The sequence below is a fragment of the Psychrobacillus sp. FSL K6-4046 genome, assembly GCF_038624605.1.
Lineage (GTDB): Bacteria > Bacillota > Bacilli > Bacillales_A > Planococcaceae > Psychrobacillus.
In genome coordinates this window covers 3,127,339-3,144,598 of record NZ_CP152020.1, presented here as the reverse complement: position 1 = coordinate 3,144,598, position 17,260 = coordinate 3,127,339, and the positions used below count along the sequence as shown (strand labels likewise).

The window sequence follows — 17,260 nt, the reverse complement described above, 5'->3', positions numbered from 1 at the left end:
TCATAATAAAAAAGTCTCAGAAATTTTACGAATGGTAAAATTTCTGAGACTTTTGAAATTTCTAGGAAGTCACATCATACTATCACAGGAGCAAAAAACTCCTGATAAAGTTCTCGAAGAATTTTGTTTTCATTGCTTTGATGAACACCAAAGGAAAGGCTGACTTCTGACGATCCTTGGTTAATCATTTCAATGTTAGCTCCAGTTCGAGCAATGGCTGTGGCAGCTCTAGCTGCTAGGCCGGTGCTATTGTTCATGCCCTCTCCAACGACTACAATCATGGAGAACTCATGTCGGAAATGGGCATCTTCTGCGTGTAATTCCTCCTTGACCCTCTTTACTATTCTGTCCTCTTTTTCGGGTGTTAGCTGGTGGCTTCGAAAAATCACAGATATATCATCTAAACCTGAAGGAGTATGCTCATAGGAAATATGCTCTTCCTCTAGAATTTGAAGTAGCTTGCGGCCAAAACCGATCTCTCGGTTCATCAAATACTTACTGACGTATAGTATAGAGAATCCACTATCAGCTGAAATCCCAGTTATAGGTCTTCGATTCACTTTTCTGGATGAGACAATCTTGGTGCCAGGTGCAGAGGGGTTATTCGTATTTTTTATGCATACCGGAATTTTAGCCTTGTATACCGGCATTAATGCTTCGTCGTGGAATACAGAGAAACCGGCATAAGAAAGCTCGCGCATTTCTCGGTATGTGATTTCCTCGATTTCCACAGGACAGTTAACTACTTTCGGATTTGCACAAAAAACCGAATCCACGTCGGTAAAGTTTTCGTAAAGCTCAGCTTGAATAGAGGCTGCTAATATGGAACCGGTTATATCTGATCCACCTCTATCAAAAGTCCGTAGTAAGCCCTTTTTTGTATAACCAAAAAATCCAGGGAAAACAATCACTTCACTAGTATTTTTTAGACTCGTATGGAGGTTTTTATAAGCCTCCGGGAGTGCCATTGCCCGCTCGGGTAAGTCATTTATTAACAGACCTGCTGACTTTGGACACATGTATCTAGCTGGAATTCCGATGCTTGTGAAATAAGTAGAAATAAGCTTCGCATTATTATCCTCTCCGCTCGCTTTTAAGGAATCCATAAATAAACTATGATTTTCTTGTTTCATAGATAGCCTTGAACGTAAATCCTCTTCAATTACATCACAAATGAGTAAATCTAAGTCTAAGCCCAGAGCAATTTCCTTGTAGCGATCTAACACAGCATCAAGGCAAGGCTCTACATTTTCACCATGTAAGGCAGCGTTGCCTAGGTTTATTAATAAATCGGTCACTTTTTTATCTTGTTCAAAACGTTTGCCTGGTGCTGAAACGACTACGTATTTTCTTTTAGAATTAGCCTTTACGATTTCAGCAACCTTTTTAATTTGTTCTGCGCTCGCTACCGATGTTCCTCCAAATTTACTTACGATCATCTCATCAAATCCTTACTATTTTCGATTAATTGTATTTATGGGAAAAACAAATGATTTTATACAGTGTACAAATATTAATCATATTCGTCAATACGTTAGTCAATATTTAATAAAAAATATTTCATATAAGTGTATGATTCTGTGATTAATTATATTATTGTTCGTAATTAGGTTAATTAATTAAATAAAACAACGGATTGTCCATCTTTAATCATTTTATATACGAATAATAAATATTTTTAATTTTTTAAAATAGCATAATATCAACGTTTATATACGATGTAATAAAATGATAGCGTTTTCAAGTTTTCAAACTATATTGACAACTAAAAATATCCTGCGTATGATAGGGATAATTCAATAAGTGATAAACGATTTTGACAGAGATAAGCTTTACATTTTGTAAATCTACAGAGAGCTGATGGTTGGTGCAAATCAGTGGTTTCGTATGTGAGGTAGCACTCTTGAATCGGTGGGCTGAAGTCAGTAGGCTCATCCGTGAATGCGCGTTAAGCATGTGACTTAAGAGGCTGCAGTATGTTTGCAGTAAATTTGGGTGGTACCGCGTGAGTTATTTTAGCTCTTCGCCCCTTACATTAATGTAGGGGACGAAGGGCTTTTTTGTTTTTCCAAAATAAGGAGGAGATTTGTATGCTTCAAGATCAAACCATTTTACGTATTCCAGGACCAAGTCCAATTCCACCGAGTGTGCAACGAGCGATGAATCAATCAATGATTGGTCATAGAGGAAAAGAAACCTCAGATATGCTTAAGCGTATTACCCCTGGGTTGAAGAAAGTGTTTGGTACAGACCAAGAGGTTGCCATTATTGCTGGGAGTGGGACTGCAGGTTTAGAAACGGCAGTTGTGAATGTCGTAAAGCCAGGGGAAGAAGTGCTTGTTGTAGTAACAGGTGCGTTTGGAGATCGTTTCACTAAGATTTGTGAGGCCTATCATATTAAAACACACGTATTAAGTACTGAATGGGGCAAGGCATTAGATCCACAAGAAGTTAAGGCATTTCTAGTAAAGCATCCACAAGTAAAAGCAGTATTTTCTACTTATTGTGAGACATCCACTGGAGTTTTAAATCCAATTGATCAGCTAGCTTTAGCCGTACAAGAGGTGTCAGAGGCTTTAATCGTAGTAGATGGAGTTTCATGTGTGGCAGGAGTAGAAACGAAAATGGATGAGTGGGGAATCGATGTAATGGTCACTGGTTCTCAGAAGGCATTCATGCTTCCTGCAGGTTTAACGTTCGTCGCTGCTAGTGCAAAAGCTTGGAAAGTGATCGAAGAAAACGATCAGCCTAGATTTTATTTGAACCTAAAAAAATATAGAGATAATTTACTAAAAGATACTACACCGTTTACTCCCGCCTTGTCATTATTATTTGGACTTGAGCAGGTGCTGAACTTATTGGAGACAGAAGGTCTTGAAAACGTATATGCTCGCCATGAGCTAATGAAAAATATGACTCGTGCAGCGTTTAAAGCACTAGACATTCCATTACTGACAACAGATAAGGATGCTTCCCCAACTGTTACAGCTGTTCAGCCAGAGGATTTTGATGCAGAAGAGTTCCGTAAAATTCTGAAGAATGAATTCGCGATATCCATAGCAGGCGGCCAACAGCATTTAACGGGCAAAATCTTCCGAATTGGGCATATGGGCTATTGCTCTCCAGCAGATCAGCTGCAGATCATTAGTGCGATAGAGATAGCTCTAAAAAAAATAGGTAAAGATATTGAGCTTGGAAAAGGAACAGCAGCGGCGCAACGAGTTTATTTAGCATAAGTAAAACTTAATGAGAAGGAGCAGATGAATGATGACTTACAATATACTAATTAGCGACCCACTTAGCGAGGATGGTATTTTCCCTTTAAGGGAGGCAGAGGGATTTAATATAGTAGTAGATACAGATTTAACCCCTGATCAACTTGCAGAAAAAATTGGAGAATTCGATGCTTTGCTTGTGCGAAGTCAAACTCAGGTCACTCGAGAAATTATTGAAAAGGCAACGAACCTAAAAATCATAGGCAGAGCTGGAGTTGGAGTAGATAATATTGATCTTCCTGCAGCAACAGAGCGTGGAATCATTGTTGTTAATGCACCGGATGGCAACACCAACTCTGCTGCTGAGCATACTATTGCAATGTTAATGTCGCTTGCTCGAAAAATTCCCCAAGCATTCCATTCCTTAAAAAATAAAAAATGGGATCGCAAAACGTATATTGGAGTAGAGGTAAAGAATAAAACATTGGGTGTCGTTGGATTTGGTCGAATCGGTCAAGAGGTTGCAGTTCGTGCAAAGGGTCAACGAATGAACGTAATTGCCTACGATCCTTTCTTAACCCCTGAAAAAGCAGAAAAGCTTGGCGTACAATTTGGTACAGTGGAGGATGTTATTAAAGCAGCAGATTTCATCACTATACATACTCCTTTACTTAAAGAAACACGCCACTTAATTAATAAGGACGCATTTGAAAAAATGAAGGACGGTGTACAAATCATTAACTGTGCCCGCGGCGGAATTATCGATGAGGATGCTTTATATGATGCGATTCTTTCTGGTAAGGTGGCTGGGGCGGCACTAGATGTGTTTGAAGAAGAGCCATTCGTAGAGCATAAGCTGTTAACATTGCCACAGGTTATTGCTACCCCACATTTAGGGGCTAGCACAGTAGAAGCACAAGAAATAGTAGCGATTGACGTGTCATACGATGTAGTGAGCTTTTTAACAGAAGGAGTCGTAAAAAATCCAGTTAACCTTTCTTCAGTACCGAAGGACATATTGGCAAAAATTGAACCATATTTCAACCTGGTCGAACAGCTTGGATCCTTCTTGAGCGATTTAGTGGAGGGACCTCCAGAAGAAATAAATATTACCTACGCTGGCGAGCTTTCTAATTTTGATACACGCCCATTATCTCGAAACGCAGTTAAGGGCTTCCTAAAAAGCAAGTTAGGCGAGTCTGTAAACGATGTGAACGCAAAATTCCTTGCTGATCGTCTTGGCATTTCTATTAATGAATTAAAAACGACAAACTCTAAAGGATTTACAAGTCTAATTACAGTGGAAGTAAAAACTGCTACTGAATCACGAAAAGTGTCTGGGACATTATTGAATGGACTGGGCGGACGAATCGTTCGAGTGGATGACTTTATCGTAGATGTGGTCCCTAACGGATATTTACTATTTATTCGTCATAAAGACCAACCAGGTGCAATTGGGCGTGTAGGTATGCTGCTTGCAGAGGAAGGCGTGAATATTGCAACGATGCAGGTGGGACGTTCTGAAGTAGGCGGTGATGCAATCATGATGCTTACAATCGACAAGCATATAGAGGGTAAAGGCATTGAGAAACTAAAAGGACTAGCAGATATATTCGATGCAACACCTATAGATTTATAAGTGAAAATTTAAAAGCTTAGTTTAAAATTGAAAAATCATCTCTCGAGGTCTTCTGAGAGGTGATTTTTTATTGGATATTTATGTTAAAATTATTATACGTGTTGAAGGTCTGCCTCAAACTAACTTTCTCACAAGGAATATTAAACTTGCCTTCTTGGGTATATACTCTATTTCATAGAGGAGATAAGTTCTAAATCTGACATAATAAAAAGGAGTCTAGCTCATACATATGGTCATCCTAATTATCATCATCACATTGTTGCTTTATGGCGGTCTCGTCTATTATATTGGCTGGCGGGGATATCGCTGGCTCCGTCCGGAATCGTCAAGTAGCCGCTTCAAATTACTTTACAGCTTCATCGTAGTACTGGCAGCCAGCTCTTTAATTGTCGGTTTTACATCGGGAATCACCTTTATAAATATTGTGGGTGCTTACTGGATGGCCTGCTTTTATTTACTGTTGCTATTAGTTCCTCTTGCTCATATAACAGTTATCCTATTACGTTATACCAGGCTACCGAGACACAGTACACAAAAGTGGGCTGGTTTCGTCACTTTGGGTCTAGTTGTTTTTTTTCTTGCATACGGCACCTATAACGCATACAATCCCATTGTTCGTAGCTATGATATTAAGATAGCTAAAGGCTCCTCAAATCTGGATGGTCTTCATATTGCATTGGCAGCAGATACACACTTTGGTTTGCTGTCTGGTAAAAGTCACGCTGAGCGGTTAGTTAAGGAAATCAATGCGCTCAATCCAGATATAATCTTACTACCTGGTGATCTCTTCGATGATGATATTCAACCATTTCTTGATCAGAGAATAGATCAGATATTATCTAAACTTCATGCACCTTATGGAGTTTATGCTTCTCTCGGCAACCATGATAGGCATGACGGTACCATGCAAGAACTAATAGATGCATTGGAGAACAGCGGAATCAATATACTTTACGATGATATAGTAGAGGTTCAAGGAAAATTTACGCTCATTGGCCGAAAAGACCGCATCGACAAGGACAGGTTACCTTTAGATTCACTGATGAATGATGTGAACCTTTCAAATCCAACTATTTTATTGGATCACCAGCCATATGAGCTTGATATAGCACAGCAGCAAGGCATTGACTTGATGGTTTCAGGTCATACGCATGGGGGACAAGTCTTCCCAGGCAATTTAATTACTGGTGCTATTTATGAAAATGATTGGGGTCATCTGCAAAAGGAAACGATGCATTCTGTTGTGACATCCGGTTTTGGCTTTTGGGGTCCGCCGATTCGGATTGGTACACGCTCAGAGATTGTGATGATACAAATCGAGTTTGAATAAAGGGAGCCGTTCCAAGCTGCAACGTGACATTCCAAATAGAAGGGGCAATAAGTAGAGAGCCATCGACGTCAACGATGGGGAAGGCTTATTGCTCACCACACGAAAGAGGGAGGAGAATAAATTCTACTTTATTAATTTGAACTCCCTGAAATAAATCCTATACCAGTACCTACCCATATTCCTATTAATATACTAATTGTAAATAATCCGATTCCCATGCCTTCCCAACCACCAATTCCAATTACGCTAAAAATAATTAGGCCAATGCACATCATACTTAGTACAGTAGAAGTGGAAAATAAAGATTTTCTTGAAACTTTACGAGATGTTATAAACATCCCAATTGCAAACACAATTCCGCTAAGCAATATAGGAGTCCATCCTTCTAACATCAAAGCATCCATTTAATTACCTCCTGTGAAGTTTTTCCGCAACATACCTAAGATTTTTACTTGAAAAATTTCATCTTAGCTTGATTTATTCATAGTTAACTTTAATGGGACCATATCGCGACCAGCCATCGTATCCGCTAAATTCGAACTTTAAAAACCCAATGGGTTCTACTTCATGTATCGTTAAAACAACTACTGCTTTTGATGGTTCCCTTGTATTATAATAAGCTAAACTCTCTTCCGCTTTTCCACCGTTATCAATGTAGTAATGCAAATACAAGCTTGTATCTCTTGATTTAATCTCTTTGCTGCTTCCAGTAATTTGGGCTGACTCTCCAGCTTTAAGACTTTTTATCGTCCCGACCTCTTCAAAGACTCCGTAAGCGGCACTATATGAAAAAATTAAATTAGATAGATCTTGATTACTCAAATTATTAACCTCTATAGTAACTCCTTTATCATAATCTCTAAACTCTCCTTGGTTTTCCATTTCCCAAGTGTATAAAACATAATAAATAAATATTACAAATGCAACGATTGGCAATGTAAAAGTAAGTACTACAGCTCCAACTATCTTCTTCAAAATAATATCCTTCTCCCTTTCGAGGATATACTCTTTTTATGACCATAATTCTTATTTTAACATAAATATCCAATTCAAAGGTTTACCTGAAAATAAACGAGTGGAGTATTCTGAAATAATTTTTTGGTAGTAGCGTTATATAAGCAAACTGTTAAAAGGCAAGAGTGCTGATTTAACAGCATTCTTGCCTAATTTAAAATAATAAATTATATAATTATTGTTCTAATATATTAAGTAGATCATGTAAACTTTTAATGGTATACGTAGGCTGAACTTCCTCCGATACCGGCTTAGCTTCTCGATTGATCCATACGGATTGAATACCCGCACGAGATGCTCCAAGGATATCGGTCATTAAATTGTCTCCAACCATTAATACTTCTTCCTTGCTAACTGAAACGAGCTCAAGGGCATGCTCAAAAATAGATGGATCTGGTTTTCCTTTTCCGAATGCTCCAGAGATTATAATATGATCAAAGTATGGTGAAATTTCTGGAGTAATTTCAAGCTTTGTGTTTTGCAGGCTAGGAGAGCCATTTGTCATTAGTAGAAGCGTATAGTTATTCTTTAATTTGTCTAGTACTTCAAATGTTTCTTCATATACAAATGGACTTTCCTTGCGCATACGTGGAAAATAACTTGCTAGTTCCTTTCCAAGGGTCTCGTCCTCGACGCCAAGCTTTTGTAAGCCTTGTGTCCATGCGTGTTGTTGATAGTCAGCGATTAGTAGCTTCATCTTTTGAAAATCTTCCCCTGGATCATCAAATGTGCCCCATAGTCCCTCAAAAGGATTAATACCAATCATTTGGGTGAATGGACGTGTTTCATATGAATCATATAACTGGCTTGCCGAGTCACGAACGGATTTTTCGAGCTCTTTGGAATTTACGCTAGCCTTTGCAGCAGCATAATCACAGGTTTTCTGAAAAGCCGTTTCTACGCTTTTCTTGTCCCATAGTAAGGTGTCGTCCAAATCAAAAAATACAGCTTTTTTCTTCATCTATGTACCCCCTCCACTAACTTACTTATTACTTTACCTCAGTAAAGGGAGATATGTCACTAGCGTTAGCTAAAATGTTAATAATGTATTGAGCGGGCCTTCTGTACGAATAATATCTTCTATTGATTTAATAGGAATCGGAAAGTAAGGAAATCCATATACATAAGGGGTAATCTCGTAGAGTTGAAAATAAATGACGATAGTATGATCGGCCAGATAGTAATCCTGGTCTGGTCTGATAGTAGTAAAATCCTCCAAAAGAGGAACATCCCATGCTTCTATTTTCATCGAAATAATTTGAGATAGCTTCTCTACATAATTACTATTTGGGTTAAACAAGTCCTTTAATGAATATTGCTTTCCAGTCATAACATCGAAGGTTAGGGACTTAGTAATAGTTAAACCATGAGCACCGCCTGTAAAGGAATAAACGGTAAGGCTTAAGCTTAAAATATTTCGCTCGTTTGTCTTAATTTCATAAGTTCCTACCAACTCCACTAATGACTCATTATAAAAGCCCTGTTTAATAAGGAGGTTATTTAAAAGAGAAACAATATCTCCATTAATCTTTTTTTCTGTTAAAGAATGAGGTAAGTTAGTAATATGAGGATAATTAACAGAAATGTTAGGTTTTGAATGGGTAATGTTTTTGTTTGTAACGCAAACTGGAAAATCCACTGTTCACAACCTTTCAAACATAATAGTAATTATATGAATGAAAGGAGTTTCATATGTTTTTAAAAAGAATAATGATTAGAACGGATCAAGAAATATCAAAGGATGAATATCCCTTTACTATACCTACAATCCAGAATTTTAGGGAACTTGAATTGACCAATAGCGTCACCTTCTTTGTAGGTGAAAATGGCACAGGAAAATCGACTCTATTAGAAGCAATTGCAGATCAATGTGAGTTTAATACAGCAGGTGGTGGCAGAAACAACTACTATGAGGTAGATGCTGCAGAGAGTGCATTAGGAAAACATTTGAAGCTCTCTTGGATGCCAAAGGCGACGAACGGCTTCTTTTTACGTGCAGAGACATTCTACCAATTTGCTTCCCATGTGATGGAAAGTGGAAGTGTTGGATCCTATGGAGGGAAATCACTTCATGAACAATCACATGGTGAATCATTTCTATCCTTATTTTTACATCGCTTTAATGGAAGAGCTATTTATTTATTGGACGAGCCAGAAGCAGCACTTTCCCCGCAAAGACAGTTGGCCTTTTTAAAAATAATGCATGACTTAATACAAGAAGAGGATTGCCAATTTATCATAGCTACACATTCTCCTATTATTTTAGGCTTCCCAGAGGCAACAATTTATAGCTTTGATGCTGGACATATTGAAGAAGTAGAATATGAACAAACAGCACATTATCAAACAACTAAATATTTTCTAGATCACCGGGAGAAATTTTTAAAAGAGTTATTGGAAGGTGATTAGATGCCAGTGATTATAGATTATCTAGATGAGATGCTTTATGCTATTATGATTTTTTTACCGGTCCTGATTATTTGGCGGCTCATTCGATGGAAACGACGTGGTTTTCATTTAAGGGAAGGGTTATATGAGCTGGGCGTGCTATTTCTTATTGCAGTATTAGTGGGATTATTTTCGCAGACAATTGTTCCTAAGCCTGAAGAGGAGCAAGCATATGTGCACAGTATAAACTTAGAATTATTTCGAGTAATAGAGGAAACTTGGAACGCTATTATTTACTTAGGGTATTGGGAACCCTTTTATATTAACTTCCTTGGCAATATAGTTTTATTTATACCAATAGGCTTTCTTTTTCCACTTCTATTTAGACGCATGGAGATTTTTCCTTTTCCCGTACTTATGGGTTTCTTAATTTCGTTATTTATAGAAATTGTTCAGATTCCACAAAATAGAAGTAGTGATGTAGATGACCTTTGGTTAAATAGCTTAGGAGCACTAGTAGGTTATATTTTTTATCTAATTATTAAAAAGAAATTTCCTGCTTTTTGTAGGGTGTTCAAAAAAAATCAACCTACGAGTTTATAATGGTTCCGGTTTGGGTAAATATGAAACGGACAGTATAAAGCAAGGAGACATCAAGAATGATGATACAGAAGGACACACAAACAGAAAAAAGAAGAGACAATATTATAGAGGATTTAGTAAACAAAGGTGTTTTTAAAATTGATGGAAAACAATTATATGAACTGAATTTTTATCAATTAATGAAGCAATATATAAATGATGAGAAACAAACAAATTAGTGCCTATTAAAAGGCACTTTTTTTAATTGCATTAATCTACTTATATGGCTAATGGTCGATAATAAAAATGTGGTACACTTGATTCAAACACAGATGAGGTGGAGAAAAACTTGACAGTTATACAGAATTTAAATGAAACATTACAAAAAAAATGGGCAGAGGCTGAATTTGCATTTGAAATGCCTATCCAAACCCAACTAATCCCGCATATGCTTAACGGTTCAGATATAGTAGCAGAGTCCCCGACAGGAACAGGTAAGACATTGGCTTACGTTCTTCCTTTACTACAAAAGGTTGATCCTTCTAAAAAACAGATACAAGCGCTAGTCGTAGTCCCTTCACAAGAATTAGGGATGCAAATTGTAGAAGTATTTAGAGAATGGTCTACAGGAACGGGTGTCTCTGTAGCTCAATTAATCGGTGGAGCGAATATTAATCGTCAAATTGAAGGATTAAAGAAAAAGCCAAATATTGTAGTTGGAACACCAGGTAGGCTGCAGGAGCTTGTAAAAGTGAAAAAGCTGAAAATGCATGAAATTAATACAATCGTATTAGACGAAGGAGACCAGCTCCTAAGCAGAGAGCATCGTACAACTGTAAAGGGTTTAATAGATGCTACTGTTGAAAGACAGCTTGTCGTAACCTCTGCTACGATCACTGAGGAAATAGAGCTAGTTGCAGAGCGTATGATGAAGGAGCCTGTCCGAATCCATGTGACAGCCGAGGAAGTGCCAGCTAAAGGCGAAGTCATCCATAGCTTTGTTAAAACAGAAACGAGAGACAAAACAGAGCTTTTAAGAAAGCTGTCTCACTTACCAGGCATGAGAGGGCTAGCATTTGTGAACAGCTTAGATCAGTTGCTTATGAAGGATTATAAGCTCTCCTACAGAGATGCACCTATCGTTTCCTTGCATTCGGAGATGAAAAAAGAGGAACGTAAAAAAGCATTAGACGATTTTAAAAATGGAAAAGTGAGTATCTTAATAGCGACGGATGTTGCAGCTAGAGGATTAGATATTTCTGGACTTACACACGTCATTCATGTAGATGTTCCACATTCTATTGAGCAGTACCTACATCGTTCAGGACGTACGGGACGAGCAGGCAAAAATGGAGAAGTTTTAACACTTTTATCATATAACGATGAAAAAACCTATAAAAAATGGACAAAAGAGATTCCAGGTAAAGCCGTTCAAAAAATATGGTATCGTGGTGAATTAATAGAAGGTTCATCCAAAACGATCGATAAAAAGGGGAAGTAAGTAATGGGGTTCCAACAAAATCTTGAGGAATATGCTGAGTTAGTTGTTAAGGTTGGCTTGAACATTCAAAAGGGACAACCGCTTTTAATTAATACCACTACAGATACGATTGATTTTACAAGACTTATTGTTAAAAAGGCATATGAAGCAGGAGCAAAAAGGGTTGAGGTCAATTATACAGATGAAGTAAATGCTAGATTGTTTTATGATATGGCACCTGATGAAGCATTTCATGAAGTCCCAAAATGGGTGGTTGCACAAAGAGATGAATTGATTGAAAATAAAGGTGCCTTGTTATGGATTGATGCAGATAATCCAGATTTGCTAGAGGGAGTGGCGATAGATCGTATTTCGAACTATCAAAAGGCTTCAGGTAAGGCATTAGAAAATTATCGCAAGGCCGTAATGAATGATGTGATCACTTGGTCGATTGTAGCAATGCCTTCTAAAAAATGGGCAGCAAAGGTATTTCCTAACCTAGACGAAACAGAACAAATGGATGCATTATGGGAGCTTATTTTCAAAGTAGTGCGCATTGGAAAAGGAACTGCGGTTCAACAATGGCAGGAGCATATTAACAATTTAGAGTCACGTGCAGCATTATTGAATGAGAAAAGATATAAAAAACTGCATTACAAGGCAGAAGGTACAGATATTGAAGTGGAATTGCCAAAAGAACACATCTGGCAATCTGGAGCTAGTAAAAACGCTCAAGCAGTGCCATTTACCGCTAATATGCCTACTGAGGAGGTTTACACTGCGCCACTCAAAACTGGTGTGAACGGTTTTGTAAGCAATACTAAGCCTTTTGTCTACCAAGGGAACGTGATTGATGGCTTCAAATTGACATTTAAAGATGGTGAGATTGTTAAGGTTCAGGCAGCTTCTGGTGAGAAGCTTCTGCAAGAGCTGATTCAAACGGATGAGGGCGCAAAATATTTAGGTGAAATCGCATTGGTACCACATGAATCGCCTATTTCAGCATCTAATGTATTGTTTTTCAACACTTTGTTTGATGAAAATGCCTCGAATCACTTTGCCATCGGAGAAGCATACCCGACATGTGTAGAGGGAGCTAGAGGTTTAACCGCAGAGGAATTAGAAAAAATGGGTATTAACACTTCTATCGTCCATGAAGACTTTATGATCGGAAGCGCAGGTATGGATATAACAGGCGAATTAGCAGATGGAACGAAGGAACCAATCTTTATTAAAGGTGCATGGGCATTTTAAGGAGCTGAACTTCAGTGAAAAGATGGATAAGTTTACTTATGATTCTTTTAATTTTATCTCCTGTGTATTCAGTAGAGGCAAAGTCGCCAGAGGTTTATATTCCTTTAGGTGATTCACTTGCCGCGGGTCAAACACCAAATATGGCAATTGATGCAGGATATACGGACTTAATTTCACAAGAGTTGAAGAGAGCCAATCTGCTTGGATTCTACTCTAAAGGACTAGCATTTCCAGGATATACAACTAGTGATGTCTTGAAAACCGTTCAGTCAACTGAAGCGAAGGAACTTCTGGCAAATGCCACACTTGTTACCATCTCTGCAGGGGCTAACGATTTGTTAAGGCTAGTTCAGGTTAAGCCTGCAAGTGGGATGGTCGCTTACTCGCAAGTTTCCGCCAATTTTGCACTAAATAATGTTAGAAAAAATATGCAAGAAATCATAAAAGAAGTTCAAGCTACTGCACCCAAGGCTAAAATATACGTGATGGGATACTATTTTGCATATCCTCATGTGCATGAGTCTCAAAAAGAAGGTGTCGGCAAAGAGTTAGATAAGCTACATACGATTCTACAAACTGTAGCAGAGCAAAATGGAGCAACTTATATCTCAGTGGAAGAGTCTTTCGATGGGAAAGAAAAAGAATTAGTACCAAGTGTTGGTGATGTTCATCCTACACTAGAAGGCTACCGTCAAATGGCTAATTCATTCTTTAGTAAGTACAACTCCCGTATGCTTGTGTATGAGCACGAATTGCCTAAGCCTAATCCGTTAACCTTTGAAGAGCTTATAGAAAATAGAAACCAAAGTAATAATGGTTCAACGCAAACGCAAGCAAATGCACTGCCAATTAATCGCTATCTATCGTTTACAAACGGTAATTATATAGCTATGGTCTTGCAACGTATTTTATCATAAATAACTTGCTCAAATTTAATATCCTTAAAAGAAGCAATCAAATCAGCTGAGAACTTCAAGAGCCCCCAAATTTTAGGGTTCATAAAATTGGGGGCTCTTTTTTTAGCAAATAGTAAAAGACTAAAGACAAACTGAAAGATCTTTGAGTTTGTCTTTAGTCTTTAATTTCTTTTATATAGCTTTAGCGTAAAAAGTTCAGCGCTTAACTGTTTTTTTCGATTTTAAGACTTTACGAACAATTGGATATACTACTGGTGCCCATTTAATTGCTGACTTAACTAATCTGCCTACTTTCATAATCAATCCGCTCCTTGCTTTTCTATACTTATCTTATTCCCATTTTAGAAGCAATTAAACATCATGACGTAATACCTTGATTCCCTGGACAATGTTCCAAATGAACAGAACTATATTAATCAACGTATATAAGCCTATAAAAATTAATGCTGTAGTCATGCTAGACCACATGTTTGTTGTGTCGCCTGAATAACTCAGTGGGGAAAAGTTTGCAAATACTGCTAACATAAGAAACACAAAGAAAATAGTAGGAATAATATGTGAGATTAAAGACCTTTTTGCATGGTATTTTACCCCTTTATCTGTCGTAAGGAAGTAAACAATTATTGGAAGAATAAAGGGAGCAAATAAAATAGAAAAATAGGTTGATGCACTTAAAATTTTATTGGTATCCATACATGGTCTCCTCACATATTCTCGCTACTTTTTTAATTAGTCTAAGACAAACTTAACAAGTATGTCTTTATATTCCTCAACGGATGAAATAGAAACCGATTCCTGATCCCCGTGCCAATCAGAGCCGCTTGGCCCGAACTCTATGGCTACCGCACCCTTCGCTGCATAATAACGAGTATCTGCAGCACCATGCTGTCCGAATAGGGTAGTTGGGGTTTGTCTGATAGCGTTACAAGTAGCTAAAAGCTTCTGGATATACTTATCATCTTCTTTATTAGTGATAGCTGGAGTATGACCTTGGAAATGTATTTCACTGCCAGGGTATTTCTCTAAAAGGCTTCTTAACTCTTTGGAGATTTCCTCGACGTCTTGTCCAGGAACAAATCTTAAAGAATAACTTATGATACATTCGTCTGGTACCATATTATATCGGTCTCCTCCTTCTATTTTTGCCAAATTTAGAGAAGGATATTCATAATATTCATTACTAGCCTGCATGAACGAGCATTTTCTTAAGTCTTGGTCAAATAACATGGCTTTTTCAATTGCATTTACTCCTTCCCACGGACGGCTGCCATGAGCAGATTTACCTTTTAGGTGAACATCCCATTGTAAAATACCTTTTGCTTGGAGTCCGATGTTAACATGAGTTGGCTCACCGCAAATAACAAAATCACCATGATAACCTTGTTCAACTAAGTGCTTGGATGTTTTTCCTCCTGTTTCTTCATCGGTAGCTATGTGTAGCTGTACTTTTTTGGTAAGTAAATCTTGTTTTTCTGAAAGAACCGCGAAAGCTTCCATCATTGCAGCAACACCAGCCTTCATATCAGCTGAGCCACGCCCATATAGTCGGTCTTCTACAATTTTCGGTTCAAATTGCTCTGGGTTCCCTGGAACTACGTCTATATGTCCGTTCCATATGATTGTTTCTTCACCTGTTCCAATTTCAGCTACAAGCATTTGTTTGTTGTTTAGCTCATACGTTTTTGTTTTAACGCCTCTTTTTTCTAGCCAATTTTTACAGTATTGCAGTGCCTCATTTGCACCTTCCAAATTATCACTCTTTATTTTAATTAGATCTGTTAGTAAATTAATCAATTATTACACCCCTAATAATAAATTTGTATTATTATATAATACCAATCGGGGTTGCATTCTAAACACCTATCGGCTACAATGAACTCAAATAAAATAAATTCGAAACCACAAGGGGCGTCGCTACAAAGCGGCTGAGATAGTACCCTTAGAACCTGTAAGTTCATACTTGCGTAGGGATGTGGATGGAAACTGGCAATCGCGCGATGTCTGGCTCTGTCCCTTCGGCGTTTTTTTGTGGTCAAAAAAGGGGATTACAATGAGAAATCAACGTGTTGTGTTACTCGTAGAGATTGCTATTTTTGCAGCATTAGGCTATGTATTAGATTTAATTGGTTTTGGTATGCCACAGGGAGGCAGTGTTACATTTGTTCTCGTTCCAATCATATTAATTGCCTTTCGTCGAGGTATAGTGGCAGGCGTAGTGACCGGCTTTTTAATAGGGCTGTTGCAGGTTGTGACAGGACGCTTTTATCCAGCACCCTTATCATTTGAAATAGTAATTATGCAAGTGGGTATTGATTATTTTATAGCATTTATGGTTGCAGGGCTTGCAGGATTATTAAGACCAGCATATATTAAAGCATATGAACATCAAAATAAGATGAAAATGACAATAGCGGTTGTGCTGGGTGCTTTAATTGCTTCATTTTTACGTTATTTAGCCCACGTATTATCGGGGATATTATTCTTTGGGGAATTTGCTGAGGGCCAAAATGTTATCGTATATTCATTAGTTTATAATTCTACTTATATGATACCTGTATTTCTATTTGCAGCTTTTATCTGTTCGATCCTATTCGTAAAAGCCCCGCGCCTATTACTCCCGAAGTCATAAGATATATGATATGATATTCATACATCTAAGTGAAGAAGGGATCTTGTAAAGATGATAGTAAAGACAAATGAAGAATTAGAAATGTTAAAAAAAATTGGTCACATTGTAGCTGAGGTAAGAGATGCAATGAAGGTAGCAACAAAACCAGGCGTGACTACTAAAGAACTTGATGAAATTGGCGGTAAATTATTTAAAGATAAAGGCGCTGTTTCCGGCCCAATGGGAGAGTATGATTTCCCGGGGTATACTTGTATAAGTGTAAATGAAGAGGTTGCACATGGAATTCCAGGCTCTCGAGTGATTAAAGAGGGAGACCTTGTTAATATTGATGTTTCCGGTTCATATGAAGGTTTCTTCGCAGATACTGGTATCTCGTTTGTAGTAGGAGATGGCTACGAGGATAAGGAAAAACTTTGTCGGGTAGCAGAAAGTGCATTTAATCGTGCTATGACTAAAGTAAAAGCAGGTTCTCGTCTTAACCAAATAGGTAAGGCAGTGGAAAGAGAAGCAAAAGAAAACGGTTTACATGTCATCATGAATCTTACTGGTCACGGTATTGGGAAGTCCTTGCATGAAGCACCTCAGCATGTGTTGAATTATTATGATGCATGGGAGTCAACAATCTTAAAAGAAGGAATGGTTCTAGCAGTGGAGCCTTTCATTTCCGAAAAGGCAGAACATATCGTGGAATCAGGTGATGGCTGGACATTTGTCACTCCAGATAAATCCTTAGTTGCTCAAATCGAGCATACGGTGATCGTTACAAAAGACCAACCAATTATTTTAACTAAAATAGATTAAATAAAAAACGC

Annotated in this window: 18 protein-coding genes, 1 riboswitch and 1 other annotated feature; of the genes, 11 read left to right on the top strand and 7 right to left on the bottom strand. The window is 37.9% G+C overall.

All coding sequences use genetic code 11. The features are described from left to right. Nucleotides 1–74: 74 nt before the first annotated feature. Nucleotides 75–1,439 carry an aspartate kinase gene (locus tag MKY09_RS15475; protein ID WP_298470943.1) on the bottom strand — a complete coding sequence of 455 codons (1,365 nt, stop codon included), beginning with the start codon at nt 1,437–1,439 and terminating at the stop codon, nt 75–77. A 368-nt stretch (nt 1,440–1,807) separates the two neighbouring features. Then, nucleotides 1,808–2,034: a binding site (T-box leader), on the top strand. Nucleotides 2,035–2,090: 56 nt separating this feature from the next. On the opposite strand from MKY09_RS15475, the gene MKY09_RS15470 reads away from it, so the two are divergent. From MKY09_RS15470 to MKY09_RS15460, 3 genes are all read left to right on the top strand, one after another. Then, nucleotides 2,091–3,236, top strand: coding sequence for an alanine--glyoxylate aminotransferase family protein (locus tag MKY09_RS15470; protein ID WP_298470945.1), 1,146 nt, complete (start codon nt 2,091–2,093; stop codon nt 3,234–3,236). A gap of 31 nt (nt 3,237–3,267) precedes the next feature. Further along, on the top strand, nt 3,268–4,854 hold the full coding sequence (gene serA, locus MKY09_RS15465; RefSeq protein ID WP_251557036.1) for a phosphoglycerate dehydrogenase: 1,587 nt from the start codon (nt 3,268–3,270) through the stop codon (nt 4,852–4,854). 229 nt (nt 4,855–5,083) lie between these two features. After that, nucleotides 5,084–6,184, top strand: coding sequence for a metallophosphoesterase (locus tag MKY09_RS15460; RefSeq protein ID WP_342567061.1), 1,101 nt, complete (start codon nt 5,084–5,086; stop codon nt 6,182–6,184). A 131-nt stretch (nt 6,185–6,315) separates the two neighbouring features. On the opposite strand, the gene MKY09_RS15455 is transcribed toward MKY09_RS15460, so the two are convergent. From MKY09_RS15455 to MKY09_RS15440, 4 genes are all read right to left on the bottom strand, one after another. Beyond that, entirely contained in the window at nt 6,316–6,588 is a 273-nt protein-coding gene (locus MKY09_RS15455; protein WP_342567060.1) for a YesK family protein, read from the bottom strand. A gap of 73 nt (nt 6,589–6,661) precedes the next feature. Continuing rightward, a complete protein-coding gene (locus tag MKY09_RS15450; protein ID WP_342567059.1) occupies nt 6,662–7,159 on the bottom strand; it encodes a hypothetical protein in 498 nt (165 codons plus the stop codon). Between the two features lie 214 nt (nt 7,160–7,373). Next, on the bottom strand, nt 7,374–8,159 hold the full coding sequence (locus tag MKY09_RS15445) for an HAD family hydrolase (RefSeq protein ID WP_342567058.1): 786 nt from the start codon (nt 8,157–8,159) through the stop codon (nt 7,374–7,376). A 69-nt stretch (nt 8,160–8,228) separates the two neighbouring features. Further along, the gene (locus MKY09_RS15440; RefSeq protein WP_342567057.1) at nt 8,229–8,837 is read right to left on the bottom strand and encodes a DUF3298 and DUF4163 domain-containing protein; all 609 of its coding nucleotides are present in this window, start codon (nt 8,835–8,837) and stop codon (nt 8,229–8,231) included. Nucleotides 8,838–8,890: 53 nt separating this feature from the next. On the opposite strand from MKY09_RS15440, the gene MKY09_RS15435 reads away from it, so the two are divergent. The 6 genes from MKY09_RS15435 to MKY09_RS15410 all read left to right on the top strand — a co-directional run bounded on the left by MKY09_RS15435 (nt 8,891) and on the right by MKY09_RS15410 (nt 13,819). Then, nucleotides 8,891–9,607 carry an AAA family ATPase gene (locus tag MKY09_RS15435; RefSeq protein ID WP_251557015.1) on the top strand — a complete coding sequence of 239 codons (717 nt, stop codon included), beginning with the start codon at nt 8,891–8,893 and terminating at the stop codon, nt 9,605–9,607. Continuing rightward, nucleotides 9,608–10,189: a VanZ family protein gene (locus tag MKY09_RS15430; RefSeq protein ID WP_342567056.1), complete on the top strand. Its 582-nt coding sequence runs from the start codon at nt 9,608–9,610 to the stop codon at nt 10,187–10,189. Between the two features lie 56 nt (nt 10,190–10,245). Continuing rightward, on the top strand, nt 10,246–10,407 hold the full coding sequence (locus tag MKY09_RS15425; RefSeq protein ID WP_169360728.1) for a Fur-regulated basic protein FbpA: 162 nt from the start codon (nt 10,246–10,248) through the stop codon (nt 10,405–10,407). A 110-nt stretch (nt 10,408–10,517) separates the two neighbouring features. Beyond that, nucleotides 10,518–11,669, top strand: coding sequence for a DEAD/DEAH box helicase (locus MKY09_RS15420; RefSeq protein ID WP_342567055.1), 1,152 nt, complete (start codon nt 10,518–10,520; stop codon nt 11,667–11,669). Nucleotides 11,670–11,672: 3 nt separating this feature from the next. Continuing rightward, nucleotides 11,673–12,902: an aminopeptidase gene (locus MKY09_RS15415; protein ID WP_342567054.1), complete on the top strand. Its 1,230-nt coding sequence runs from the start codon at nt 11,673–11,675 to the stop codon at nt 12,900–12,902. A 14-nt stretch (nt 12,903–12,916) separates the two neighbouring features. After that, nucleotides 12,917–13,819 (top strand): SGNH/GDSL hydrolase family protein, encoded by a 903-nt coding sequence (locus tag MKY09_RS15410; RefSeq protein WP_342567053.1) that lies wholly within the window; start codon nt 12,917–12,919, stop codon nt 13,817–13,819. Nucleotides 13,820–14,170: 351 nt separating this feature from the next. Here MKY09_RS15410 and MKY09_RS15405 read toward each other — a convergent pair whose 3' ends face one another. Next, nucleotides 14,171–14,512 carry a DUF4870 domain-containing protein gene (locus MKY09_RS15405; RefSeq protein WP_169360731.1) on the bottom strand — a complete coding sequence of 114 codons (342 nt, stop codon included), beginning with the start codon at nt 14,510–14,512 and terminating at the stop codon, nt 14,171–14,173. Between the two features lie 36 nt (nt 14,513–14,548). Further along, a complete protein-coding gene (locus tag MKY09_RS15400) occupies nt 14,549–15,613 on the bottom strand; it encodes a M20 family metallopeptidase (protein ID WP_169360732.1) in 1,065 nt (354 codons plus the stop codon). 100 nt (nt 15,614–15,713) lie between these two features. Beyond that, nucleotides 15,714–15,807: riboswitch (TPP riboswitch) on the top strand. A 62-nt stretch (nt 15,808–15,869) separates the two neighbouring features. On the opposite strand from MKY09_RS15400, the gene thiT reads away from it, so the two are divergent. Next, nucleotides 15,870–16,448: an energy-coupled thiamine transporter ThiT gene (thiT, locus tag MKY09_RS15395; RefSeq protein ID WP_251557023.1), complete on the top strand. Its 579-nt coding sequence runs from the start codon at nt 15,870–15,872 to the stop codon at nt 16,446–16,448. Between the two features lie 51 nt (nt 16,449–16,499). Continuing rightward, nucleotides 16,500–17,249 carry a type I methionyl aminopeptidase gene (gene map, locus MKY09_RS15390; RefSeq protein WP_342567052.1) on the top strand — a complete coding sequence of 250 codons (750 nt, stop codon included), beginning with the start codon at nt 16,500–16,502 and terminating at the stop codon, nt 17,247–17,249. Nucleotides 17,250–17,260 lie beyond the last annotated feature (11 nt).

Coding starts and splice junctions, on each gene's coding strand:
- MKY09_RS15475 (WP_298470943.1), bottom strand. CDS start 1,439: ATGATCGTAAGTAAATTTGGAGGAACATCGGTAGCGAGCGCAGAACAA.
- MKY09_RS15470 (WP_298470945.1), top strand. CDS start 2,091: ATGCTTCAAGATCAAACCATTTTACGTATTCCAGGACCAAGTCCAATT.
- serA (WP_251557036.1), top strand. CDS start 3,268: ATGACTTACAATATACTAATTAGCGACCCACTTAGCGAGGATGGTATT.
- MKY09_RS15460 (WP_342567061.1), top strand. CDS start 5,084: ATGGTCATCCTAATTATCATCATCACATTGTTGCTTTATGGCGGTCTC.
- MKY09_RS15455 (WP_342567060.1), bottom strand. CDS start 6,588: ATGGATGCTTTGATGTTAGAAGGATGGACTCCTATATTGCTTAGCGGA.
- MKY09_RS15445 (WP_342567058.1), bottom strand. CDS start 8,159: ATGAAGAAAAAAGCTGTATTTTTTGATTTGGACGACACCTTACTATGG.
- MKY09_RS15435 (WP_251557015.1), top strand. CDS start 8,891: ATGTTTTTAAAAAGAATAATGATTAGAACGGATCAAGAAATATCAAAG.
- MKY09_RS15430 (WP_342567056.1), top strand. CDS start 9,608: ATGCCAGTGATTATAGATTATCTAGATGAGATGCTTTATGCTATTATG.
- MKY09_RS15425 (WP_169360728.1), top strand. CDS start 10,246: ATGATGATACAGAAGGACACACAAACAGAAAAAAGAAGAGACAATATT.
- MKY09_RS15415 (WP_342567054.1), top strand. CDS start 11,673: ATGGGGTTCCAACAAAATCTTGAGGAATATGCTGAGTTAGTTGTTAAG.
- MKY09_RS15405 (WP_169360731.1), bottom strand. CDS start 14,512: ATGGATACCAATAAAATTTTAAGTGCATCAACCTATTTTTCTATTTTA.
- thiT (WP_251557023.1), top strand. CDS start 15,870: ATGAGAAATCAACGTGTTGTGTTACTCGTAGAGATTGCTATTTTTGCA.
- map (WP_342567052.1), top strand. CDS start 16,500: ATGATAGTAAAGACAAATGAAGAATTAGAAATGTTAAAAAAAATTGGT.